The organism is Acaryochloris thomasi RCC1774 (genome assembly GCF_003231495.1).
GTDB lineage: Bacteria > Cyanobacteriota > Cyanobacteriia > Thermosynechococcales > Thermosynechococcaceae > RCC1774.
Genome location: NZ_PQWO01000002.1, coordinates 345111 through 365898, shown reverse-complemented (window position 1 = coordinate 365898; position 20788 = coordinate 345111). Strand labels below are relative to the sequence as shown.

Below are 20788 nucleotides of genomic sequence, written 5' to 3'. Positions count from 1 at the left end.
GACCTACCACTTCAGTAGATTAAACTGCTCCATATCGATCGTGTCGCGGCTGCGATAGATCGCTAGGATAATGGCCAGCCCGACAGCGGCCTCAGCGGCAGCAACCGTAATCACAAAAACAGTGAAGACCTGTCCTCTAATATTGGCTCCATCGAGATAATTCGAGAACGAAACCAAGTTCAAATTGACTGCGTTCAGCAGCAGTTCAACAGACATCAGTACCCGCACAGCATTCCGACTGGTCACGAGGCCGTAAATCCCGATACAAAAGAGGGCGGCAGCAAGTAAAAGAAAGAACTCTAAAGGCATGGGACTCATTTACAAAGGACGGTTAAGCAGAGCTTATCAAGAGGCTTAAGCACTAGTTGAGCTTACCTTTATCGAGCAACAGGCTCTCGAGGACGCTCAGGCAGCTCCAAAACTGGAGGAGGGGTCTCGCCAACGATGGCGGTCTCTTCACCCATAATTGACTCTCGACGAGCAATGACAATCGCTCCGACCAACGCCATCAGCAGCAGAATCGAAGCCAGCTCGAAGGGAAGCAAGTAGTCGCTGAAAAAATGTTCGCCAATCAGAAGCGAGGTCGACTCCGGCGGAATTAGCGCAAGATTCGTGCCCCAGCTTGTCTGTACAACCATTGTGGCGAGCAGGGCAAAAACCCCCGCACAGACCACTGCCGCAGCGCCTTGGCGAATCCAGCGACGAGGAACAGGCTTGAAATCTTCCCGCTTGTTCACGAGCATGATTGCGAACAAAATAAGAACATTGACGGCCCCTACATAAACCAGAACTTGGGCAGCAGATACAAAATCAGCATTCAGCAGGATATACAAACCTGCAATGCTCATAAAGACGCCCGCTAGGGTAAAGGCGGAATAGACAATGTTCTCAAACAGAACAACGCCCAGCGCTGCGCCAATCATCATGGCGGCTAGCAAGATCGAACAAACAAATCGAATCCCTTCTGCTAAATTCACTGAGCTTCAGTCTCCTTTTCTTCCTGTTTCGGGGGGGCCGCGGCCACAATCTCTTCAGGGCGCTGTCCGGCACGGGCGGCATTGGCAGGGGCATCATGCCCACTCAGCACTTTTTCGGGCAGATATGCAAACTCCCGAATGGGGGTCACCATCGGATCTTCTGTGACTTTATAGGGCAGACGCCCCATGGCAACGTTGTCGTAGTTGAGCTCGTGACGGTCAAAGGTTGAGAGTTCGTACTCTTCTGTAACCGATAGACAGTTGGTCGGGCAGTACTCGACACAGTTAGCGCAAAAAATACAGACGCCGAAGTCAATACTGTAATGCTTAAGCTGCTTTTTCTTGAGCGCTTTGTTGAATTCCCAATCGACGACCGGCAGGTTGATGGGGCAGACCCGGACACAAACTTCACAGGAAATACACTTATCAAATTCAAAGTGAATTCGCCCTCGGAATCGCTCGGAAGGAATCAGCTTCTCGTAGGGGTATTGAACCGTAACCGGGCGGCGGCTCATATGGTCAAAGGTCACTGACAGGCCCTGCCCAATGTAGCGGGCAGACTGAAGAGTTTCCTTGGCGTAGCCACCGACTTGCTTCAGAAATTTCAGCATGGTGAGGTCATTCTCTAAAAAAGGTTGAAGGTATGGGCACGGTTTCAGGCAAAGACTAGCCGCCAAAGGCAAAAGGGAAGGCTAGCTTGAGTCCTGCGGTCATCAGCAAATTCACAAGGCCAATGGGCAACAAGAACTTCCAGCCTAGGTCAAGGAGCTGATCAATACGAACCCTGGGTACAGTCCAGCGCAGCAAGATGGCGATGAAGACGAAGACATATGCCTTCAGCAGGGTCATTACAATCCCGAGGCCACCCGTTACAATCTGCAGAACAGCATTATCGGGGCTGATGTGGATCCAGTTCGCTAGCAAACCAATGGGTATAGGAAAATCCCAGCCACCCAGGTAAAGAACTGAAACAAGCAGGGCCGATAGTACTAAGTTAACGTAAGACCCCAGATAGAACAGGGCAAATTTCATGCCGGAATATTCTGTTTGGTAACCGGCAACAATTTCTTCTTCTGCTTCAGGAAGGTCAAAGGGCATCCGTTCACATTCTGCGAGGGCGGAGATCCAGAACAGGAGTAGACCGGCAGGCTGTCGCCAGACGTTCCATCCCAGAATTCCATAACCGGACTGCTGGTTGACGATATCGACAGTACTAAGGCTGTTAGACATCATCACGACGGCGAGTACGGCCAGCGCGAGCGGAATTTCATAGCTAATTGACTGTGCTGCAGCTCTCAGACCACCGATCAGGGCGTACTTGTTGTTAGAGGCGTAGCCCGCCATCAGCAAGCCGATGGGAACAATGCTAGAGAGGGCAATCCAGAGGAAAATACCGAGGCCCAAGTCGGTAATCATCAGATTTTGACCGAAGGGCACGATTAGGTAGGACAGGAAAACGGGGATGACGACAATCACCGGTCCTAGAAGAAAGAGCCAGGGATCGGCTTCTGCGGGGACAATATCTTCTTTAAAGACGAGCTTGATACCGTCAGCGACTGGGGCCAGAATGCCCAGTGGGCCAATAAATTCGGGACCGATACGTTGCTGAGCGGCGGCGGAGATCTTCCGCTCTAGCCAAACGGCGACGAGGACACCGACCGTGGCTCCAATGAGCATCAGTAAAAGGGGAAGGGGAAGCCAGACAGCTTTGGCTGCACCCGGTGAAAGGCCGTAGCCCATTAAGGTCTCGATGAAGCGTTGCTGCAGATCAATGCCTGGGTTCATGTCCTGCTCTGATGTTTGTGATGTTTTTTTTGACCTTACTCAGTATAGTGCCCCTGCGCTTTTTCAGGGACTTAGCGCTCGGCAATTGGTAGATAAGGCTGGTTATGCTCACCAATATAAATCTGGGTAGGCCGATAGATACGGTTGGCTTCGAGCTGTTCCCGCCAGTGGGCAAGCCAGCCAGCAACCCTTGCGATCGCAAATATCGGTGTAAACAAATCCGTCGGAATCCCCAGCCGCTTGTAGACCAGCCCAGAATAAAAATCAACGTTGGGATGAATACCTTTGTCCCCTAGCTTGTCGGTAACAATCTTCTCCAGCTCCAGAGCGATTTCGTAATACTTATCGCTCCCTAGCTCACCGAACAGCTCCTCCACCAGCTTTTGCAAAATCTTAGCCCGAGGATCTTTTACCTTATAGACGCGATGCCCAAAGCCCATAATCTTAGATTTGGTCGCGAACTTCTCTTCCAAGAAGGGTCGGACATTTTCCACAGAGCCAATCTGCTCCAGCATCTCAATGACTTCTTCATTGGCCCCCCCGTGGAGCGGCCCGCCCAGAGTGCCGACCGCAGACGCCACAATCGCATAGGGATCCGTCAGCGTTGAAGCCGTCACCCGCGCAGAGAAGGTCGAGGCATTCATCGTATGCTCGGCATGGAGCGTCAGACAGGTATCAAAAATATGAGCCTGTATCGGATCGGGTTCCTGCTCATTGAGCATGTAAAGAAAATTCGCCGCATAGCTCAAATCATCACGGGGCTGAATGGGGTCATTCCCCTTGCGGATATGCTCAAACGCCGCCACCATCGTCGGGATTTTCGCCAGCAGCCGCACCACAGCCCGCCGAATATAGGTCGGGTCATCTAGCGCCCGCTTGGAATAGAACAGCCCCAGCGCCGCCGCTGAAGCCTGCAAAGCGTCCATCGGGTGACCGCTTTCAGGAAAGCACTTCATCATGTCTCGGATCCGGTACTTGGCCCGACGGTGATGGGTAATCTCGTACTGGAAAGCTGACAGATCATCTGCCGTGGGAAACTTGCCCCAAATCAATAGATACGCGGTTTCTAAAAAACTTCCATGCTCCGCGAGCTGCTCAATTGGGACGCCGCGATATTCTAATCGGCCAATCTTGCCATCGACGTAGCTAATTCTTGACTGGGCGGCAGGAATACCTTCCAAACCAATCTGATACTCACATGCTGTCATAGGGCAACTCAATGTTGGGTATTGTCATAGCCTCAGCGTTTTCATCACGGCAGTAGCGTAGACGCGTAGAGTCCAATGTCTGCACGCAGAACAAAGGCCGCTGAGGTGCAGTCGCTGCAGGTCTACAGAAAAGGACCTAAGCACTTCTATATGAAGCGGTAGATCAATCATACCAGTCTGCCTCAAATCCAGTCTGTGTCTGATATAGCGATTATCGACCCATCCGCAAAGCTCGACCCTAGGTCCAGTCTTCTTTCTTGCTAGTTTTGATGCTGTAGAGCTGCTCGGTCTCATGAATCAACCGCGTCTTTTCAAACAGCGATTCTTCGGTCAGTTCCCATTTTTTCAGGACCGTATCGAGATCCGTCTGAATATCCCAGCCCCCCGGAAAACCGGTATAGCGAATCCGGAGGCGGGCCAGCTCAGCAAGGTTGAGATTCGTGGGTTCTTCGCGCATCAATCGGTCTGCAACTTGGCGATCGCGATACCACTGAGGATGCTGTTGGTCAGGTTGTCCAAGTTTGGCTTTCGGAGGCTGAGCCATGACGATAGAGAATAAAAATAATTATTTGCAGTATTGCATAGGAACCTAGAAGCATCCTATTGCATGAGATTGAACCTAGATGAGATCACTCTCCAGGAGAGTGAGTAAATACTTTCCGTAGCCGCTTTTCGCCAGCGGCTGTGCCAATTGGCTAAGTTGAGCCGCATCGATATAGCCTTGCCGGTAGGCAATCTCTTCAACACAGGCAACCTTGAACCCTTGGCGCTGCTCCAGCGTCTGGATGAAGCTGCCCGCCTGATGCAAGGTGTCATGCGTCCCAGTATCGAGCCAAGCATAGCCTCGGCCCAAAAGCTCCACTTTCAACTCGCCGCGCTTCAGGTACTCCCGACTCAGATCCGTAATTTCTAGTTCACCCCGTGCCGAAGGCTTCAATTTAGCGGCAAACTCAACAACCCTAGAGTCGTAGAAATAAATCCCCGGCACCGCATATTTAGACTTTGGCTGCTGGGGCTTTTCTTCTAAACCCACCACATAGCCAGCCTGGTCAAACTCCACAACGCCGTAATGCTGCGGTTCCAGCACGCGATAGCCAAAGATTAAGGCTCCTGACTGTAGCTGAGCGCCTTGACCTAAAACCTCTGGCAGGCCGTGACCATAAAACAAGTTGTCACCCAGCACCAAACAAACCGGCTCCCCGCCAATGAAGTCTCGTCCCAGAATAAAAGCCTGGGCCAGTCCTTCGGGGCGGGGTTGCTCAACATAGCTCAGATCTAGCCCCCACTGGTGACCATCACCCAGCAGTTGCTGAAATAACGGTAAATGACGGGGCGTAGAGATAATCAAAATGTCCCGAATCCCGGCCAGCATCAGGGTTGACAGGGGATAATAAATCATCGGCTTGTCATAAACCGGCATTAATTGCTTACTGACCACCTCAGTGAGGGGAGCTAGTCGAGTGCCCGAGCCTCCGGCGAGAACAATACCTTTCATGGGTTTAGGGCCGAGTCAAGAGTCAGGAGCTGCGGAAGAACGTGCATGATCATAGTTTTGCTGAATCCAAGCTTGATAAGCGCCAGATCGCACCTGTTCAATCCAGTCTGGATGGTCTAGGTACCACTGAATCGTTTTCGACAGGCCACTTTCGAAACTTTCTTGAGGCACCCAGCCCAGTTCACGCTGAATCTTAGTGCTGTCAATCGCATAGCGGCGATCGTGCCCTGGCCGATCTTTCACGAACGTTACCAAAGACGCATAGTCGAAGTTTTCTTTTGGCGATAACTGGTTGAGTCTCGCACAAATCTGCTGCACAACCTCTAGATTCGTCACTTCGTTATTGCCACCCACATTGTAAGACTCTCCCAAGCGGCCCCGCTGCAGCACCAGCCAAATAGCCTCACAATGGTCTTCAACGTAGAGCCAATCTCGAATATTTTGACCATCGCCATAGATGGGTAGCGGTTGCCCCTCCCTAGCGTTCAGAATCATCAGCGGGATCAGCTTCTCTGGGAACTGGTACGGACCATAATTATTTGAGCAGTTGGTCGTCAGAATCGGCAGGCCATAGGTGTGATGATAAGACCGGACAAGGTGATCTGAGCTGGCTTTAGAAGCTGAGTAGGGGCTGTTGGGCGCATAGGGCGTTTCTTCTCGAAAGGCAGGGTCATCGGGCCCTAAGGAGCCAAAAACCTCATCGGTTGAGATGTGTAAGAATCTGAAATTCGCCTGCTTCTCTGGAGGCAGATGTTCCCAGTAGATCTTGCAAGATTCTAGAAGCCGAAAGGTGCCCAGAATGTTCGTCTGAATAAAGGCTTCAGGACGGAGAATGGAGCGATCGACATGACTTTCAGCCGCGAAGTTGATGACGGCCTCAGGCTGATGCTTGTCTAGCAGCGCCTTAACCTGTTGAGAGTCAGAAATATCACCCCGACAAAAGCAGTAGCCTGGATCGCCCGCTACAGCATCTAGCGTGTGAGGGTTGCTGGCATAGGTCAATTTGTCGAGATTAACAACATTGAACCAGTGATCATGGCGAGCTTTAAGGATAAAATTAGCGCCGATAAATCCAGATCCACCCGTCACTAAAACAGTCTTCATCCAACATTCCCGCTATTTTTGGGCACCGACATTTTGGCCGTTAGTTTTTTAACTTGACGCGAATATCATAGCGAGCACTCCAGGGGCTGCTGATGGCCGTGGTCATGCCAATCGCTTCAATACCCTGGGCATATTCTTGCGTACCTGGGGCAATTTTAGGAAAGAGGGGATTCGTATCCATCACCTTCAGCATCCGAGGCACATGAACGAAGAACTGGCCGTTATGGGACTTCAGGGAAGATTGGGTCGCATCTTTAAAGAGTTCGGCCTGATTGAGGCTGGACTGAGACTCCACGAGCTGCTTGGCAATGGGGACCGGGGCACCAATGGTAAAGAACATCGTTTTGTCACTGAGCGAACCGTGACTCGCAATCGGCAATCCGGGCGGAACCTTCCAGGTAATCACGGACGATTTGTCGATTTTGGATTCGGCAATCTGAAAATCGCGCTGTTCGCGCACGGCATCATCGAGCTGCTTGAAGGCCTGAAGCGCTGCGGTGCTGTCACTGGTCTGGGCTAGGGCAACGAGGCCAATATTTTGATCGTTGTTATCTTGAGCAGGCACGATGGCCCCTGCAAATTTGCGATCGAGCCAGGGAATGAAGGTCGTGTTGAAGTCGATGCCGGTGAGTTCAACAAAGCTGTCCGTCCAGGACTTAGGGTTAAAGGGCACAATCAGTTTGGCACTTGTGCCTTTGGCATAAGCCTGCCACAGCTCCTGGAAGTTTCCGCCGGAAGCCATCATCAGGGTGTTGGCGGGCAGGCGCTTTGCCATCCCTGCAGCGTCGTTTTTGACTACTAGGGGATACTTGGCCTCTGGATCTAGCCAAGTAATGGTTTTGAAATTAAGAGTATCGTCTGCGTCTAGAGTCACGGTGGAGCCTAAACCTCGCACTTCTTGGATACGCGCCAGAGAGGCTTCAGAGATCGGCTGATTTGACCCGGCGGCTAGCTGTGCCGTCGCTAAGGGCATGTTGATATATATCTGGGCAAGGGGGCTGCTGGCCCCAATTTCAGAGATGGCTTCTGTAAAGCGTGGCGTTGCAGAAATAGAGGGCTTACCTTTGAGGGTATCGATCACCTGATCGATGGGTGCGCCTGCGGCAGTAAAGACGAGATTGCGCTTGTCGGGGGTTGCGATCGCATATTGCTGGTCTTCAAGCTGAAACTCTTGGATCTCGACATCTTGGTAGGTTCGGCTTTGCGCTTGATTGCCAGAGGTGGCTAACTTCTCGATAAAAAGCTTTTTGGCTCGACCTGAATTGCGGACCGGCAGGATCCAAATAGTTGCCTGATCTTCAAATTCGGGACCAGACTCAGCCGTAGGGGGCAAAAAGGCCATTGTGATTTGATCGCCAACCCAGGGGGCAATATTCTCTTCATAACTCAGTCCTTGGGTGAGGACCGTTTTTTCGATGTCCTGCAGATTCGTTTGCAGGTTTTTCTGAGACTGCTCTGTTCCTAACTTTGTCAGTGCCTTCCATTGACCTATGTTGGTGGAAACAGTGACGGAGAGTAGGGTGTCCTGAGGTAGAAGAGCCGTGGGACCAAAGGCTTTGCGTCCACCGCTCCGTCCCTGGAGTAGGGCAAAGGCAATGGCTCCGCCGACGATCAGGAGCAGCGCACCCCCGACGGTGATAGCAAGCGAACGAGACTTATGATTTTGGCGACGTCTCTGCGGCGATAACCGGGAAGAATTCGCTTTAGTGCGTTTTCGCGGTTGTTGCTGACCTCTCATAGCTGTCCCATCCAAACCTCAGAGGCCAGTATGCACAATGGCAGAGACATTGGTAAAGGCCTCGTCACAGATTTATGGGATACAGAGTTGGCTAATGTTGACATGAGTACGGCTACCGCCGCTCCGAGATGACGCTGAAATTAGGCAACCCAACCATACAGCGTCGTCCGCTGCCGATAGGGACGATCGATAGCTTTAATGGCGTTTTGCAGCTCAGACTCTGATAAGCAGGTCCCCCCCTGAGCACCGGCCATGGTGGTGATATGTTCTTCCATTAAGGTACCGCCAATGTCGTTACAGCCCCACTGCAGGGCTTGAGCGGCCCCCTGCACCCCCAACTTCACCCAGCTCGGCTGATGGTTGACCATCCAGCGCCCCAAGAATAAGCGCGCCACGGCGGTCAGATGTAGGACTTCTTCTAGGGTGGGCTGATCGCGTCCGACGCGGCGACGCAGGGCAGGTGGGGCATCTTGACCCACGTAGGGCAGCAGCACAAATTCACTAAAGCCAATGTTGCCTTGGGACTGCATTTTTTGTTGATGCGATCGCAACCTTTCTAAATGCCCAATTTGCTGTGCGGGGGTCTCGATATGCCCCGACAGCATCGTGCTGGTGGTAGGCACGCCAAGCTGATGGGCGGCTGACACCACCTCTAGCCAAGTGGCCGTATCGATTTTCTCCGGACACAGTACCCGCCGCACCTGATCGTCGAGAATCTCAGCGGCGGTCCCCGGCATTGAATCAACGCCAGCTTCGCTGAGGGCCGAGATCACGTCAGTAAAAGAGCGCCGATCTTCGCGGGCAATAAACTCAATCTCTTGGGGCGAAAACGCATGGAGATGAATCTCTGGGAAGGACGCCTTCAAGGTCTTCACCAATCGCACATAGTAGGGCAAGGACTGCCCCTCAAGCTTTGCTTCAAGATTGAGTCCCCCCTGCATGCAGATTTCAGTCGCGCCCCGCTGACGGGCATCGGCGGCCTTTTCTAAGATTTGGGCCTCTGTTAACCAGTAGGCACCTTCCTGGTCGGCATCTCGACGGAAGGCACAGAAGTTACAATGCTGCTCACAGATATTGGTGAAATTAATGTTGCGGTTCACCACATAGGTAACGGTATCGCCCACCAGATCCTGCCGCATCTGGTCAGCCGCCTGCTGGATATCGCTCCAGGCGGACGGATCGGTTTGCTCTAGCAGCAGCACCCCAGCATCCGGCGTCAGTGCTTGGCCGGATAAGGCCTGCGTCAGGATTTGATCAATGGTGGGGGCTTGGGTAATCACGTTGTATAAACAGGGGCTATTTAATAATCTTGGGGCTTCTGAGGGCTTGATTGACGATGAACGACATCGGCCAGCGAGGTCTTGTCCGTTGTCCAAAACACATCAGGGACTGGATCGTACCCCCCTTTATTCCAGGGATGGCAGCGTAGGATTCGCCAGAGGGCTAGCCCACTCCCCCGCAGGAAGCCGAAGCGAGTTAGAGATGCGATCGCATAGTGCGAACAGCTTGGCTGAAATCGACAGGTAGGCGGAAACAGCGGCGAAATAAATCGCTGATACAACCGAACGAGGCTTACCAGTAAGTGTTTCATTTCTTAATCTTAGAATAAGCACGCAAGTCTGGCGACCAAACTCGCCGACGCGACATCTGCTGACTCAACTCCTGCGGCAAAGAATCTGCAGTCTATATCGATGATTGCAGTGATAAGAAAGACAAGGGAAAAAGCATACTTCTAGACATGATCAAGGTCTATTTTTCTTGTTCAACATCGTCTGATATCGAGCTAAGGCAGTGAGCGAAAAGTGTTGCTGATAAAGATGATATTTCAGATAAAAATGACAGGGGAAACCCGTTCCTGTGAAGTGATCTTCATCCCAGGCTCCGTCTTTCTGTGTGGTCACCAAATAGTCAACGCCACGCTCAATCGCAGGTTGATGGTAAGTGCCCACCGCATCATCTGCAGCCAAAAGCCCCATCAGTGCCCAAGCCGTCTGAGATGCAGTACTGGGTCCTTGTCCCTTTAGGCTAGAATCGTTATAGCTCTTGCAGGTTTCACCCCAGCCACCATCCGCATTCTGACAGCTTACTAACCACTGCGCCCCTTTCTGAATTTCTAGCTGGAACTTGCGGGGTTCCACCAGAGCCAAGGCAGCTAAAACACCGCTGGTACCGTAGATGTAGTTCACGCCCCAGCGTCCAAACCAGCTCCCATCAGACTCTTGTTCAGATTTGAGATAAGCTAGCCCTCGGTTCACTCTGCTGTCTATCAGCAAATGGCCTGCGGAGGAAGCATTGCGACTGGCCGGATCCGGCGCGCGACCCAGCATCTCTAACACCCGCGCCGTCACATCAGCGGTGTTGGGATCAATCATGGCCTTAAGATCCCCATAGGGAAGCCAGTTTAGCCAGTCCTGATCGTTATCAATGTCAAAGGCAGCCCAGCCCCCCGGCTTGCACTGCATGGTGGCAATCCAGTTAAAGGCGCGCGTCACCGCAGCCTGCTTCGCATTCTCATCCGGTAGCGTCACTTCATTAAGGGCCATCACCACGACAGCCGTATCATCTACATCGGGATAAAAACGATTTTCAAACTCAAAGGCCCAGCCACCCGGTTCGCCTTCTTTATTCTTGACTTTCCAGTCACCGTAATCAAGAATCTGCTTTTCGAGTAGCCACTGTCCCCCCTGAACCAGGGCCGGATGGTCTCGGTCTAAGCCTGACTCTGCTAAAGCCCGGATCACTAGGGCGGTGTCCCACACGGGAGAGATACAGGGCTGTATCCGATATTCAGTCTCGGTTTCAATCGCAAAATTATCAACGGCAGCTAATCCCCGCTCAATGATGGGATCATGGACATCATAGTCCAGCGCTTTCAAGCCCAACAGCGAATTGAGCATCGCCGGAATAATGCCACCCCAGTCACCAGTCGCTTCCTGCCGCTCTAGTACCCAGCGTTCTGCAGCTTTAAGGCCCTCTTCACGCAGCGGGACAAATTTGTTAGCTTCTGCAAACTTGAAGATGCCGTCTAAGCCAACGAACACGTCAGTCCAGTCACTGTTGCGAGGCAGCTCGAAGGTGGCGTGAATCCGTCCCTCTGGGTACAGCTCATCTAAGGTAATGCCTAGGTCGTAGACTGGCTCCCGGTCCATTACGAGAAGCAGCGGCACGGTGCTGCCTCTGGCCCAACTCGACATTTCATAAATAGTGAAGGGGGCCGACTCCGGCACTAGCATGACCCAAGCCGGGAGCGATGGGATACCTTTCCATTCGTAGCAGCCAATCAGGGCGAGATGCAGCTTCGTGAAAATGCGACTTTTGCTGATGCCACCCCGCCCCAAAATAAAGGCACGGGCTGACACCAACGCCGGGTCAGTAGCAGGGACACCCAACAGCCGCAGAGCCATATAGGCTTCGATGGTAACGCTGAGTTCACCGCCATCGTCGTAGTAGAGTTCCCAGCCGCCGTGATCGCGCTGCTGGTTACGGAGATAGGTTTCCGCTTTGGCTAGAGGGCGAGTCCCGTCAGTCCCCCAGATTTTATGGATGAGAACGGCTTCTGAGGTAATTGAGACGTTCGATTCTAATTCGGCCCACCAGTAGCCTTTGGGATCCTGCTTTGAAAGGAGATAGTTCTGGGAAGATGCGATCGCATCTTCGACCCTATCCATCCACTCGGTTGTCTTGATCCCAGTTTGAACTTGCATACTTAGTAGCGTGAATGAGCGACAGGCTTATATATGGAGATACCCCATTCCCACAGCAGGGTATGCAGCAAACCTCAACATACCGCCACAGAATTATTCTTGGCAACATTGTTCCAGCTTCTTCTGAGAAACGCCTTAACATCTCTGAGAACAACCTGAACAGAAGACTTTCATTTCCAACAAAAGCAGAGAGAATATTTGGGTGAGATCTAACTCACACATTGAATCTGCCGTGATCACAGCCAAGCGCAGCACAGCAACATACATTGGTATGGGGTCCACAAAGTAGAACCGTCGTTTAGTACCAAGATAAGGCATTAACCCATTATCTTCGGTCTCCTAGATGGTTTATAGACAAGGTTGAATATAGCAATGCATAGCAATATAAAAACTCAAGCTCGACGGGTTACAGACATAACGGCTCTCGTTATCACTGTCGCAGTACTGCTACAGGGCATGCCAAGCTGGGCTGGCTTCAACCCCAGAGGTAAAAGATTGCGTCGTCCTGGTAACCGACAGGCAGCCGCAACACGCCCCATTTGTCGCACTAATGACAATCCTCCAGGAACAACAAGAGCACCAGAAGGGCCTCCCCTCAAAGCATTAGTCCCGGAAAATGAGCATCACCTGTCCAGGGAATTTACGACAGCCGCATATCCGACCTTTCACTGGTATATGCCGAACAACAATCCTCATCCCGCCGCTCAATTTGTACTGTACAAAGTCAGCAATATAGAACCTGTCGTTGAAGAGATTGAGGTCTTCAGCACTCGGTTTCAAATTCGCAATGAAGAAGGGATTGCGAGCTTAAAAATACCAGCAGGCACAATGGCTACAGCTCTTGAAGTCGACACAGACTATCGTTGGCAAGTTAAGCTTCTCTGTCTTGATGAAGATGATGAATACGTGACGAACCAATATGTTGAAGGTTGGATTACGCGAATCAAGCCCAGTCCTGAACTGACGAAAAAGATCGCCAAGGCCAAGCCGATTGCCCAGATTGATATCTTTGCTGAAGCGGGGCTATGGTATGACGCACTCACGCAGTTGACAACCCTCCATCGAAGTCATCCTAAAAAGCAAAGACTAGAACAAGAGTGGCAATCACTCTCTAACTCTGAGTTTGTACAGCTTGCAGATATTCCGCTCCAGCTTGCCTCTCCATCACAATAAAGAGGCTTGTCCAAGCAGAGCAAGGAACTGCTGCAGGCTGAGAAACAACACATCAAGTCCGTCTAGCGTTAACGGCTCTCGTGCCTTCCCTAATTACTAAGGCACTCAGACGCTTTATCAATCGCAATGGTATCGAACACTTGTTGATTTATTTATGAAGCATATTGAGGCGCTGCCTAAGAACGGAGGCCACCTCTCGTTTCTACACTTCCCAAATCCTGGTAACAGAATCATAATAAATAGTAGGAAACAAGGCGCTGACTCTCTCGTCATAACTTCATATACATTGGCACCAAAGGCGGCAGTATACGCATTGATCAGGATATTTAAGCTACTGAAATCCATCTGCGGCATAGAACGGCGGTCCTAACTCAGCAAAATATTGCCGTGACACCTTCACTGATGGGTTCTAACTCTTTCAAGCGAGATAGCAAAGGCAAAAAAAAATGAAGCCAACCGCTCACTTTCTCCGTTTAGCAGTCATCAGTATGGGTCTAGTCTCCCTAGCCTGTATAGCCGCTTTGCTTTCTGAGAGAGCAGGACAGCAAAGCTATGCAAACCTACCGATTAATCCTCAGGTCGAGAAGATTTCTAGCAGCTCCCCCTCCCCCTCTACGACGATAGTCGCTAAGCAGATTCACCCTGATGACGAGCAATCCATCACCATCCAAGACCTCGTAGAAGCAGTAACCGAGCCCCATGAAGTTTCTCCACTGCCCAGCGTTCCCAGTAACTGGCGGTTTGCAAAATACCCCATCCCATCGACAAAGGCTGAAACTCATCGATTAGATCATCCACTGGGCAAGAAATTTAAGCGTTATAACCCGTGGAACCATATTGATAGCGTTCGCGGTATAACTCCTGACAACGTCATGGTAGAAATGGGCGACCTGCATTTCGCCGCCTACATAGAAGGTGAGTGGCATGAGCAGAACTTTGGCCCTCCATGCACAGCAGCTGAACATCCCTTTGGTAATCCAAGCCGAAGATTTGGTAACAGGGGACTGTGTCAGGACGGTAGCGCCTTTGCAGGCATTGGCTTCAATAACTGGACCAATCCAAAGCACCATATCCACGGCTGGTCTCCAACCCCCCATTTCGACCATAGCTCTGGCAAGATTGAATATGTCATCGCTTGGGGAACTGCAAGAGCCGTCCCCCAAGACCCCAGCAAGCCTGCAGACTTGAATGGCGATCATTACCAATATCGGGTGGGCGCGGATAAACGCAATCCCTCGCAGAAAGGCGTTCTACCTGCAATCACCCACGGTAGAGCACGCATCGTTCGACCAACATGGCGCTTCTATATCGCAACCACGATGAGCCCCAACACACTCAAACAATTATGTCAGCAGGGGAAACTCCCCCCCAGCCTACCCTTCAGCGGCGGCTGCTGATTAACGCTGCTCTGCCTGCAGGTCTCTCCGAAAGTCAGTCAGGATAAGGATAGGTTGCTGAGCAGCTCTATAAATCGCTGCATATCTGTAAACGAGATCGCACCTTCCTCTTCTAACTGATGAGCAGGTGTTAGCTTTGCATAGCCAAAGACTCGCATCCCAGCACTAACCGCAGCTCTGACACCAATTGCAGTATCTTCTATGACGACACATCGATTAGGAACAACACTCATCTGTTTAGCGGCGTATAGATATACATCGGGGTATGGCTTGCCTCGGGCTACATCGGCAACGCTAAAGCGTTTGCCCTCGAAGTAGTTGAGCAGCTGTGTGATTCCGAGAGTGACCTGCATCTCTTGATGGGTTGAGTTAGAAGCCACACAGTAGGGGATTTCTAACCCCTGCAATAGATCCACAATGCCGGGAACGGGCTGGAGTGAGGTTTGGTATGCGATCGCACTTCTCTCATGAAATTCCTTTTCAAAGTTATTCGGCACGGGTCGCTGCAATAGCTTTTCTGATAGCTCAAGACAATAGGACATCGAATGTCCTACAAACTGCTCAAACATATCCTCTAACGTAAGGGAAAGGCCCAGCTCATTGAGCATTTCAGCGAATACTGTATTGGTAATGCGTTCGCTATCAACGAGCACACCATCACAGTCAAAGATTACAAGGTCAACATTCTTCATAGAGTCATATCCCAGTTTTCCACCGTCAAGGCCCAGCGTTCATGATCGCGCCATTTGCCATTGACCTTCAGATATCTTTCAGAAAAGCCCTCTTTCGTAAAATTCAGTCGCTTGACCAAGTTGATTGAAGCCGTGTTTCCGGTCTGGATATTCGCTTCAACTCGATGTAGCCTCAGCTTCTTAAATGCATGATCGATGACGAGCCGTATTCCCTCTGTCATCAGCCCTTTGCCAGCAAAATCGACACCGGCATAGTAGCCAAGATAGGCATTCTGAAAGGGACCGTAGAAAATTTGGCTAAGATTGGCAACCCCAACAATTTGTTGAGTTGTCGCACAACAAATCAGTGAACCCTCAACATCTTCTCGTTGACAGCGGTTGATGTAAGCCATGCAGTCCGCTTCAGTCAACAGCGGTACAATCCACGGAGCACAGAAGTCTCGACTTCTACGGTGGAGAGACAGTAACGCTGAGCAATCTTCGGTAGTTGGTCGTCGAATAAAAATACGGAGTGGCACAACCTGACTTCCGTTTCATTACAATGTGCTTCTTCCCTCTGTTTATAACTCTAGGGAAAAATCTGCATAAATCTAATGGGATTAAAACACGAAGAGACTTGGGTGGAAGGGTGGAATACCTTGTATGAAAAGGTTGAGCAAGAACCAGAGCTACTCTTTCTTGCATTTGACTGGAGTGAAATGACAGAAGATGATGCATTAGGATTTATACAAAATCAAGCATATGAGGGCTACCAGGTTGAATTTGAAGAGGTTTGGTACAAAGGCAAAAAATCACTTCGTTTTTACCGTGGTAGAGAAATTTCTTAGATGACAGCGTGTTTAGAAACTATCTCCTAATCAGCAAAATGCACCTAACAGCCTCAGGGCCGTAGGTGCATTTTTCAGTGATAACCGAAGACCCCAGGTGGGTCAGTTATCGGGGATTAGTAGCGGTAGCTGCTGCCACTGCCAGGCTTGTGAACGATGAAACTCTGAACTTGGCACTGCTTAATGTTGTCAAAGCCAACAACCCGGATATAGCAATCAGGGTAAGCAGAGCGGCACTCTTGCACTTCACGAAGAACCTCATCAGCATTCCTAGCGCTGAAAAGAGGAAGCTTCCACATTGTCCAGTAAAACTGGGTAGGCTCAGAATCTTCGTTGAACTCGATCGCCGGGAAGAACCCGTTATCAATGATGTACTGTAGCTGACGAGCAATCTGCTGATCCGTCAACGGGGGCAGATAAGACAGATTCTCGAAACGGCGCTCTTTAGGTAAAGTCTTCATAGTATTCGGTAGATTACAACAGCAATAGGTCTAGGCTTAAGATGACTACTCGGCAGGTATATCGTCGGGTTCATCATCCTCAGTCGGTTGATTTGAATCGTTAGCTTCAGGCGCAGAACTAGAAACCTGAGTCATCCGCTCTAGGTGGCGACAGCGGGTCTCAATATTCGCCTGCTTAATGCCGGTACAAACCATCTCGGGCAAATACTCGGTCACTTCCTCCGCTAAATGTTCTCGAACTGTCATTATCCGAAAGGCGAGCTCTTGATGTTCCTCTAAGAGGTCTTTCAAGTAGGCTTCGCCATCTTTAATGCGCTCTGAAGTAGAAAAATTGTGCAGCCAAAACCCCAAGGGCTTATTGGTCTCACCGAGTTGATTGATAACGGTGCGAACTGCCTGGTAGGTGAGATAACTAATCATCACCTTGGTTGTCTCTTTGGCAATGCGATTGATTTCCATCTCGGCCTGTTCGAAAACGGCTAGGAACCCTTGGGTGCCTCTCTATACAAGATAGAAGAAACACCCGCAGGGACGATTCAGTCTTCAGGTCCGATTAGATGGTATCGACAGCGTCGTACTCAAACTTGATTTCCTTCCATAGTTCGCAAGCAGCAGCCAGATCAGGAGACCACTTACAAGCTTCACGGATGACATCAGCACCCTCGCGCATCATGTCACGGCCTTCGTTACGAGCCTGGATACAAGCTTCTAGGGCAACACGGTTAGCCGTTGCACCCGGAGCATTACCCCAAGGGTGACCCAAAGTACCACCACCAAACTGGAGGACAGAGTCATCGCCGAAGATTTCAACGAGAGCAGGCATGTGCCACACGTGAATACCACCGGAAGCCACAGCCATTACACCTGGCATAGAAGCCCAGTCTTGGGTGAAGTAGATACCACGAGAGCGGTCTTGCTCAATGTAGTTTTCACGCAATAGGTCAACAAAGCCCATGGTGATGCCTTTCTCACCTTCGAGCTTACCCACAACCGTACCGGTGTGAATGTGGTCACCACCAGACATTCTGAGGCACTTGGCGAGCACACGGAAGTGAATACCGTGGTTCTTCTGGCGGTCAATAACCGCGTGCATGGCACGGTGAATGTGAAGCAACAGGCCGTTATCACGACACCAGTGAGACAGAGTGGTGTTAGCAGTGAATCCCGCAGTCAGGAAGTCATGCATAACAATCGGCATTTCGAGTTCTTTCGCGAACTCAGCCCGCTGGAGCATTTGCTCACAGGTCGGAGCCGTGACGTTGAGGTAGTGACCCTTAACTTCGCCTGTCTCAGCCTGGGACTTCTTAATCGCATCAGCAACGAACAAGAAGCGATCGCGCCATCTCTGGAACGGAGCAGAGTTGATGTTCTCGTCATCTTTCGTGAAGTCAAGACCCCCACGAAGACATTCGTAAACCGCACGACCGTAGTTCTTAGCGGAGAGGCCTAGCTTGGGCTTAATGGTACAGCCAAGTAGCGGACGACCATACTTGTTAATTTTGTCACGCTCAACCTGAATTCCGTGAGGCGGACCCTGGAATGTCTTCAGGTAAGCAACTGGCATACGCAGGTCTTCTAGGCGAAGCGCTTTAAGTGCCTTAAAACCAAACACGTTACCGACGATGGAGGTCAGAACGTTAGTAACCGAACCCTCTTCAAACAGATCGAGAGGATAAGCAATGTAGCAAATGTACTGGTTATCTTCGTTAGGAACGGATTCGATGTCGTAGCAACGACCCTTGTAGCGGTCTAGGTCAGTGAGGAGGTCAGTCCAAACTGTCGTCCAAGTACCTGTTGAAGACTCAGCGGCAACCGCAGCACCGGCCTCTTCAGGAGGCACACCGGGCTGGGGTGTCATCCGGAACGCGGCCAAGATATCTGTATCCTTTGGCGTATAATCCGGCGTGTAATACGTCAGTCGGTAATCCTGTACACCGGCCTTGTAACCACCCGACGAAGAAGTTTGAGTTTGTGAATATACCATTGGGTCTCTTCCTGTGAAAGACTGAATCTTTGCGCAAGCAGCAACCAAGCTTGACTAGAAGACAAACTCAGGATCAGCATCAATTTGCTAAAAGCTGACTTACGCGATAATGCGATGACCTAACGCACGGCAGTATGACCTAACTGCTGCACCAGCGATTGGTTTATGTAATCTTAATACTGAATTTATCGCTCTACGTGCACTAAATCAATAAGCAAGACATTGAATATATTCGAACTTTTGATAAGTGTTGTTTATCTTTTCTAAGTCCTGTATTTCCTGAAATACTTTCACCACAGGCATCTCAAGCATTTCAAGGGTATTTAGGGGTCAGTCACGCTAAGTACATTTGCTTAACATTTTTCTTAAAAGAAATCCATAACAAACCTAAAGCCAGCCTTAAGGATTTATACCTATTCAGCAGATCAGTGAGTTCAGTAGCGGCGGGTTAATGATGGGGAGCCAGTCAAGAGGTAGCAGCTTACTGACAACACGAGAATATCAAAAGCATTCCTCTAGCTCTATAGCTGAGGCAGAAATGCTATTTTTCATGTCCGACAGTCTATTACTTAAGAAGATTGCAGGCGCTTAAAAATCTGACCGAGAATACCCGTTAGTACGGCCCCTCCCATCAAGACACCAATGGCAGGCGTAAAGACGGGTTCCCAGAGGCTCAGCCATAGCTGAAACCCAAGGGAAACACCAAAGCTTTCACCCAGTAAGGCGGCAACGAACCAAACAAAGCTAAACATCACGAAAAAGACGTTTAGCATCAGTAGAGTATTAAGACCATTGAGCAGCGTATCTTTCATGGACTAATTAAACACCCAGGATTGGACGCGCTGCAGACTCGGCCAGTCAGGCTTGCGCTTTAGACCATCGGCAAAGCTTTCTTCAAGCTCTGTTCTCAGCTCGGGAATCATGGCAAGCTGCTGCACGATCTCGACGTGAGCACGCACGCCTTTCTGATCGTTTTCGAGCATGGCAATGGAAAGATTGACGCGCGCCTGCGGATCTTCAGGATTGAGCTTGACAGCTTTCTGGGCAGCTTTGTAGGCTGATTTGGGCTTATCGGCAAGCAGATAGAGCCAGGAGAGACAGGTCCAGGCGGGACTGTTCTTTTTGGCGCGATCGCAAATCTCTTTAAATACAGGGATCAACGTTTCAGGTGATTCCCCAGCCTGATATCGCTCTAGAGCCTGATCGAATAGAGCTTCGGGTGTTGCGGTTTCACTCATAGTCAATTAATTAAGCAGAGAACGATGTCCCACACCCACAGGTTTGGGTGGCATTGGGGTTGGTGAACTGAAAGCCACCGCCAATTAGGTCTTCACTATAGTCAAGCACAAGACCGTAGATATAGAGCATGCTTTTAGGGTCAGATACGACCTTGAAACCTTCGTCGTAGTCAAACACCTGATCAGACTCTTGAATATTGTTGGGGTCTTCAAAGTCCATGGTGTAGGACATTCCAGAGCAGCCGCCGCCTCTAACACCCACTCGTAGGCACAGATCTTTACCCTGCTTCTCGCGCAGTTCTAGCACGTGCTTGAGCGCAGTATCAGTCATCAAAATGCCTTTTTCCTGAGTCTGTGTAGCTGTCGCTTGCGTCATGATTGTCGGACTCCTGATGGGATACGCGGCTTCAGTCACTATTGTATAGCAGACTTCTAGGTGTCTTCCACCTTGATGACCTTTGAAATGCCTTCAATAATTTGGTCAGCGACTTGTTCCGTGCTCCAGTCTGGCTTGATCACGGTGTGAACATCGGCTTGGGCGTAGAGATGGCGGCGCTGCTGCATAAGCTGTTCGAGGGTCTCGTAGGGCCGTTCTGTTTGCAACAGGGGACGAGAGGCATCCACTTGAATCCGCTTCCATAGGTGCTCTAAAGGGACATCAAGCCACACCACGAGTCCCTGCTGTAGATGGCTCCAGTTGCTCGGCTGTGTGACGATGCCGCCTCCGGTGGCAACGACTAGGCGGGTATAGGCTGATAGCTCACTCAAGACCTGCGTCTCTAGCTTACGGAATGCATCCTCTCCTTGCTCGGCAAAAATCTGATTGATAGAGGTGTCTGCAAGCTGGGTAATTAAGGTATCAGAATCGAAGAGCTGATAGCCTAATTTCTGCGCCAAAAGCTGACCGGTAGTCGATTTCCCTGCCCCCATCATGCCGATGAGGTAAACGTTGACGTTTTTAAGGTTAAGGGAGGTTGAGGTCACGGTGAAGAGAGTTCAGAATTA

The 20788-nt window shown here is 50.6% G+C and carries 24 protein-coding genes; 3 read left to right on the top strand and 21 right to left on the bottom strand.

Annotation, left to right across the window (positions count from 1 at the left end):
• Positions 1-3: 3 nt before the first annotated feature.
• The 12 genes from nuoK to shc form a co-directional block, all read right to left on the bottom strand.
• Entirely contained in the window at positions 4-309 is a 306-nt protein-coding gene (gene nuoK / locus C1752_RS04665) for an NADH-quinone oxidoreductase subunit NuoK (RefSeq protein ID WP_110984876.1), read from the bottom strand.
• A gap of 68 nt (positions 310-377) precedes the next feature.
• Positions 378-977, bottom strand: a complete 600-nt coding sequence (locus tag C1752_RS04660; RefSeq protein ID WP_110984875.1) for an NADH-quinone oxidoreductase subunit J — start codon at positions 975-977, stop codon at positions 378-380.
• Positions 974-1585: an NAD(P)H-quinone oxidoreductase subunit I gene (ndhI, locus tag C1752_RS04655; protein ID WP_110985074.1), complete on the bottom strand. Its 612-nt coding sequence runs from the start codon at positions 1583-1585 to the stop codon at positions 974-976. Before ndhI ends, C1752_RS04660 begins: the two co-directional genes overlap by 4 nt.
• A gap of 58 nt (positions 1586-1643) precedes the next feature.
• A complete protein-coding gene (gene nuoH / locus C1752_RS04650) occupies positions 1644-2762 on the bottom strand; it encodes an NADH-quinone oxidoreductase subunit NuoH (RefSeq protein ID WP_110984874.1) in 1119 nt (372 codons plus the stop codon).
• Positions 2763-2833: 71 nt separating this feature from the next.
• Positions 2834-3970, bottom strand: a complete 1137-nt coding sequence (locus C1752_RS04645; RefSeq protein ID WP_110984873.1) for a citrate synthase — start codon at positions 3968-3970, stop codon at positions 2834-2836.
• A gap of 238 nt (positions 3971-4208) precedes the next feature.
• The gene (locus C1752_RS04640; protein WP_110984872.1) at positions 4209-4514 is read right to left on the bottom strand and encodes a DUF3288 family protein; all 306 of its coding nucleotides are present in this window, start codon (positions 4512-4514) and stop codon (positions 4209-4211) included.
• A 75-nt stretch (positions 4515-4589) separates the two neighbouring features.
• Positions 4590-5465: a glucose-1-phosphate thymidylyltransferase RfbA gene (rfbA, locus tag C1752_RS04635; protein WP_110984871.1), complete on the bottom strand. Its 876-nt coding sequence runs from the start codon at positions 5463-5465 to the stop codon at positions 4590-4592.
• A 15-nt stretch (positions 5466-5480) separates the two neighbouring features.
• On the bottom strand, positions 5481-6569 hold the full coding sequence (gene rfbB, locus C1752_RS04630; protein WP_110984870.1) for a dTDP-glucose 4,6-dehydratase: 1089 nt from the start codon (positions 6567-6569) through the stop codon (positions 5481-5483).
• 40 nt (positions 6570-6609) lie between these two features.
• A complete protein-coding gene (locus C1752_RS04625; RefSeq protein WP_110984869.1) occupies positions 6610-8307 on the bottom strand; it encodes a DUF3352 domain-containing protein in 1698 nt (565 codons plus the stop codon).
• Positions 8308-8447: 140 nt separating this feature from the next.
• Positions 8448-9587, bottom strand: a complete 1140-nt coding sequence (gene cofH / locus C1752_RS04620; protein ID WP_110984868.1) for a 7,8-didemethyl-8-hydroxy-5-deazariboflavin synthase subunit CofH — start codon at positions 9585-9587, stop codon at positions 8448-8450.
• Between the two features lie 20 nt (positions 9588-9607).
• On the bottom strand, positions 9608-9898 hold the full coding sequence (yidD, locus tag C1752_RS04615; RefSeq protein WP_110984867.1) for a membrane protein insertion efficiency factor YidD: 291 nt from the start codon (positions 9896-9898) through the stop codon (positions 9608-9610).
• A 151-nt stretch (positions 9899-10049) separates the two neighbouring features.
• A complete protein-coding gene (gene shc, locus C1752_RS04610) occupies positions 10050-12011 on the bottom strand; it encodes a squalene--hopene cyclase (RefSeq protein ID WP_110984866.1) in 1962 nt (653 codons plus the stop codon).
• 372 nt (positions 12012-12383) lie between these two features.
• Between shc and C1752_RS04605 the strand changes: the two genes are divergently transcribed.
• On the top strand, positions 12384-13184 hold the full coding sequence (locus C1752_RS04605; protein ID WP_110984865.1) for a DUF928 domain-containing protein: 801 nt from the start codon (positions 12384-12386) through the stop codon (positions 13182-13184).
• Positions 13185-13630: 446 nt separating this feature from the next.
• Positions 13631-14581, top strand: a complete 951-nt coding sequence (locus C1752_RS04600) for a hypothetical protein (RefSeq protein ID WP_110984864.1) — start codon at positions 13631-13633, stop codon at positions 14579-14581.
• A 38-nt stretch (positions 14582-14619) separates the two neighbouring features.
• On the opposite strand, the gene C1752_RS04595 is transcribed toward C1752_RS04600, so the two are convergent.
• Positions 14620-15273: an HAD family hydrolase gene (locus tag C1752_RS04595; RefSeq protein WP_110984863.1), complete on the bottom strand. Its 654-nt coding sequence runs from the start codon at positions 15271-15273 to the stop codon at positions 14620-14622.
• Complete coding sequence (locus C1752_RS04590) at positions 15270-15791, bottom strand: GNAT family N-acetyltransferase (protein WP_110984862.1); 522 nt, start codon at positions 15789-15791, stop codon at positions 15270-15272. Before C1752_RS04590 ends, C1752_RS04595 begins: the two co-directional genes overlap by 4 nt.
• Before the next feature lie 75 nt (positions 15792-15866).
• Between C1752_RS04590 and C1752_RS04585 the strand changes: the two genes are divergently transcribed.
• Positions 15867-16100: a hypothetical protein gene (locus tag C1752_RS04585; RefSeq protein WP_110984861.1), complete on the top strand. Its 234-nt coding sequence runs from the start codon at positions 15867-15869 to the stop codon at positions 16098-16100.
• A 116-nt stretch (positions 16101-16216) separates the two neighbouring features.
• On the opposite strand, the gene C1752_RS04580 is transcribed toward C1752_RS04585, so the two are convergent.
• The 7 genes from C1752_RS04580 to C1752_RS04550 all read right to left on the bottom strand — a co-directional run bounded on the left by C1752_RS04580 (position 16217) and on the right by C1752_RS04550 (position 20767).
• Positions 16217-16561 (bottom strand): ribulose bisphosphate carboxylase small subunit, encoded by a 345-nt coding sequence (locus C1752_RS04580; RefSeq protein ID WP_110984860.1) that lies wholly within the window; start codon positions 16559-16561, stop codon positions 16217-16219.
• A 45-nt stretch (positions 16562-16606) separates the two neighbouring features.
• Positions 16607-17020, bottom strand: coding sequence for a RuBisCO chaperone RbcX (gene rcbX, locus C1752_RS04575; protein WP_110984859.1), 414 nt, complete (start codon positions 17018-17020; stop codon positions 16607-16609).
• A gap of 94 nt (positions 17021-17114) precedes the next feature.
• Entirely contained in the window at positions 17115-18545 is a 1431-nt protein-coding gene (locus C1752_RS04570) for a form I ribulose bisphosphate carboxylase large subunit (protein ID WP_110984858.1), read from the bottom strand.
• 569 nt (positions 18546-19114) lie between these two features.
• The gene (locus tag C1752_RS04565) at positions 19115-19357 is read right to left on the bottom strand and encodes a DUF8620 family protein (protein ID WP_110984857.1); all 243 of its coding nucleotides are present in this window, start codon (positions 19355-19357) and stop codon (positions 19115-19117) included.
• A 3-nt stretch (positions 19358-19360) separates the two neighbouring features.
• Positions 19361-19783 (bottom strand): tetratricopeptide repeat protein, encoded by a 423-nt coding sequence (locus C1752_RS04560; protein WP_110984856.1) that lies wholly within the window; start codon positions 19781-19783, stop codon positions 19361-19363.
• 10 nt (positions 19784-19793) lie between these two features.
• On the bottom strand, positions 19794-20159 hold the full coding sequence (locus tag C1752_RS04555; RefSeq protein WP_199464282.1) for a HesB/IscA family protein: 366 nt from the start codon (positions 20157-20159) through the stop codon (positions 19794-19796).
• Between the two features lie 56 nt (positions 20160-20215).
• Positions 20216-20767, bottom strand: coding sequence for a shikimate kinase (locus C1752_RS04550; protein ID WP_233501335.1), 552 nt, complete (start codon positions 20765-20767; stop codon positions 20216-20218).
• Positions 20768-20788: the final 21 nt, after the last annotated feature.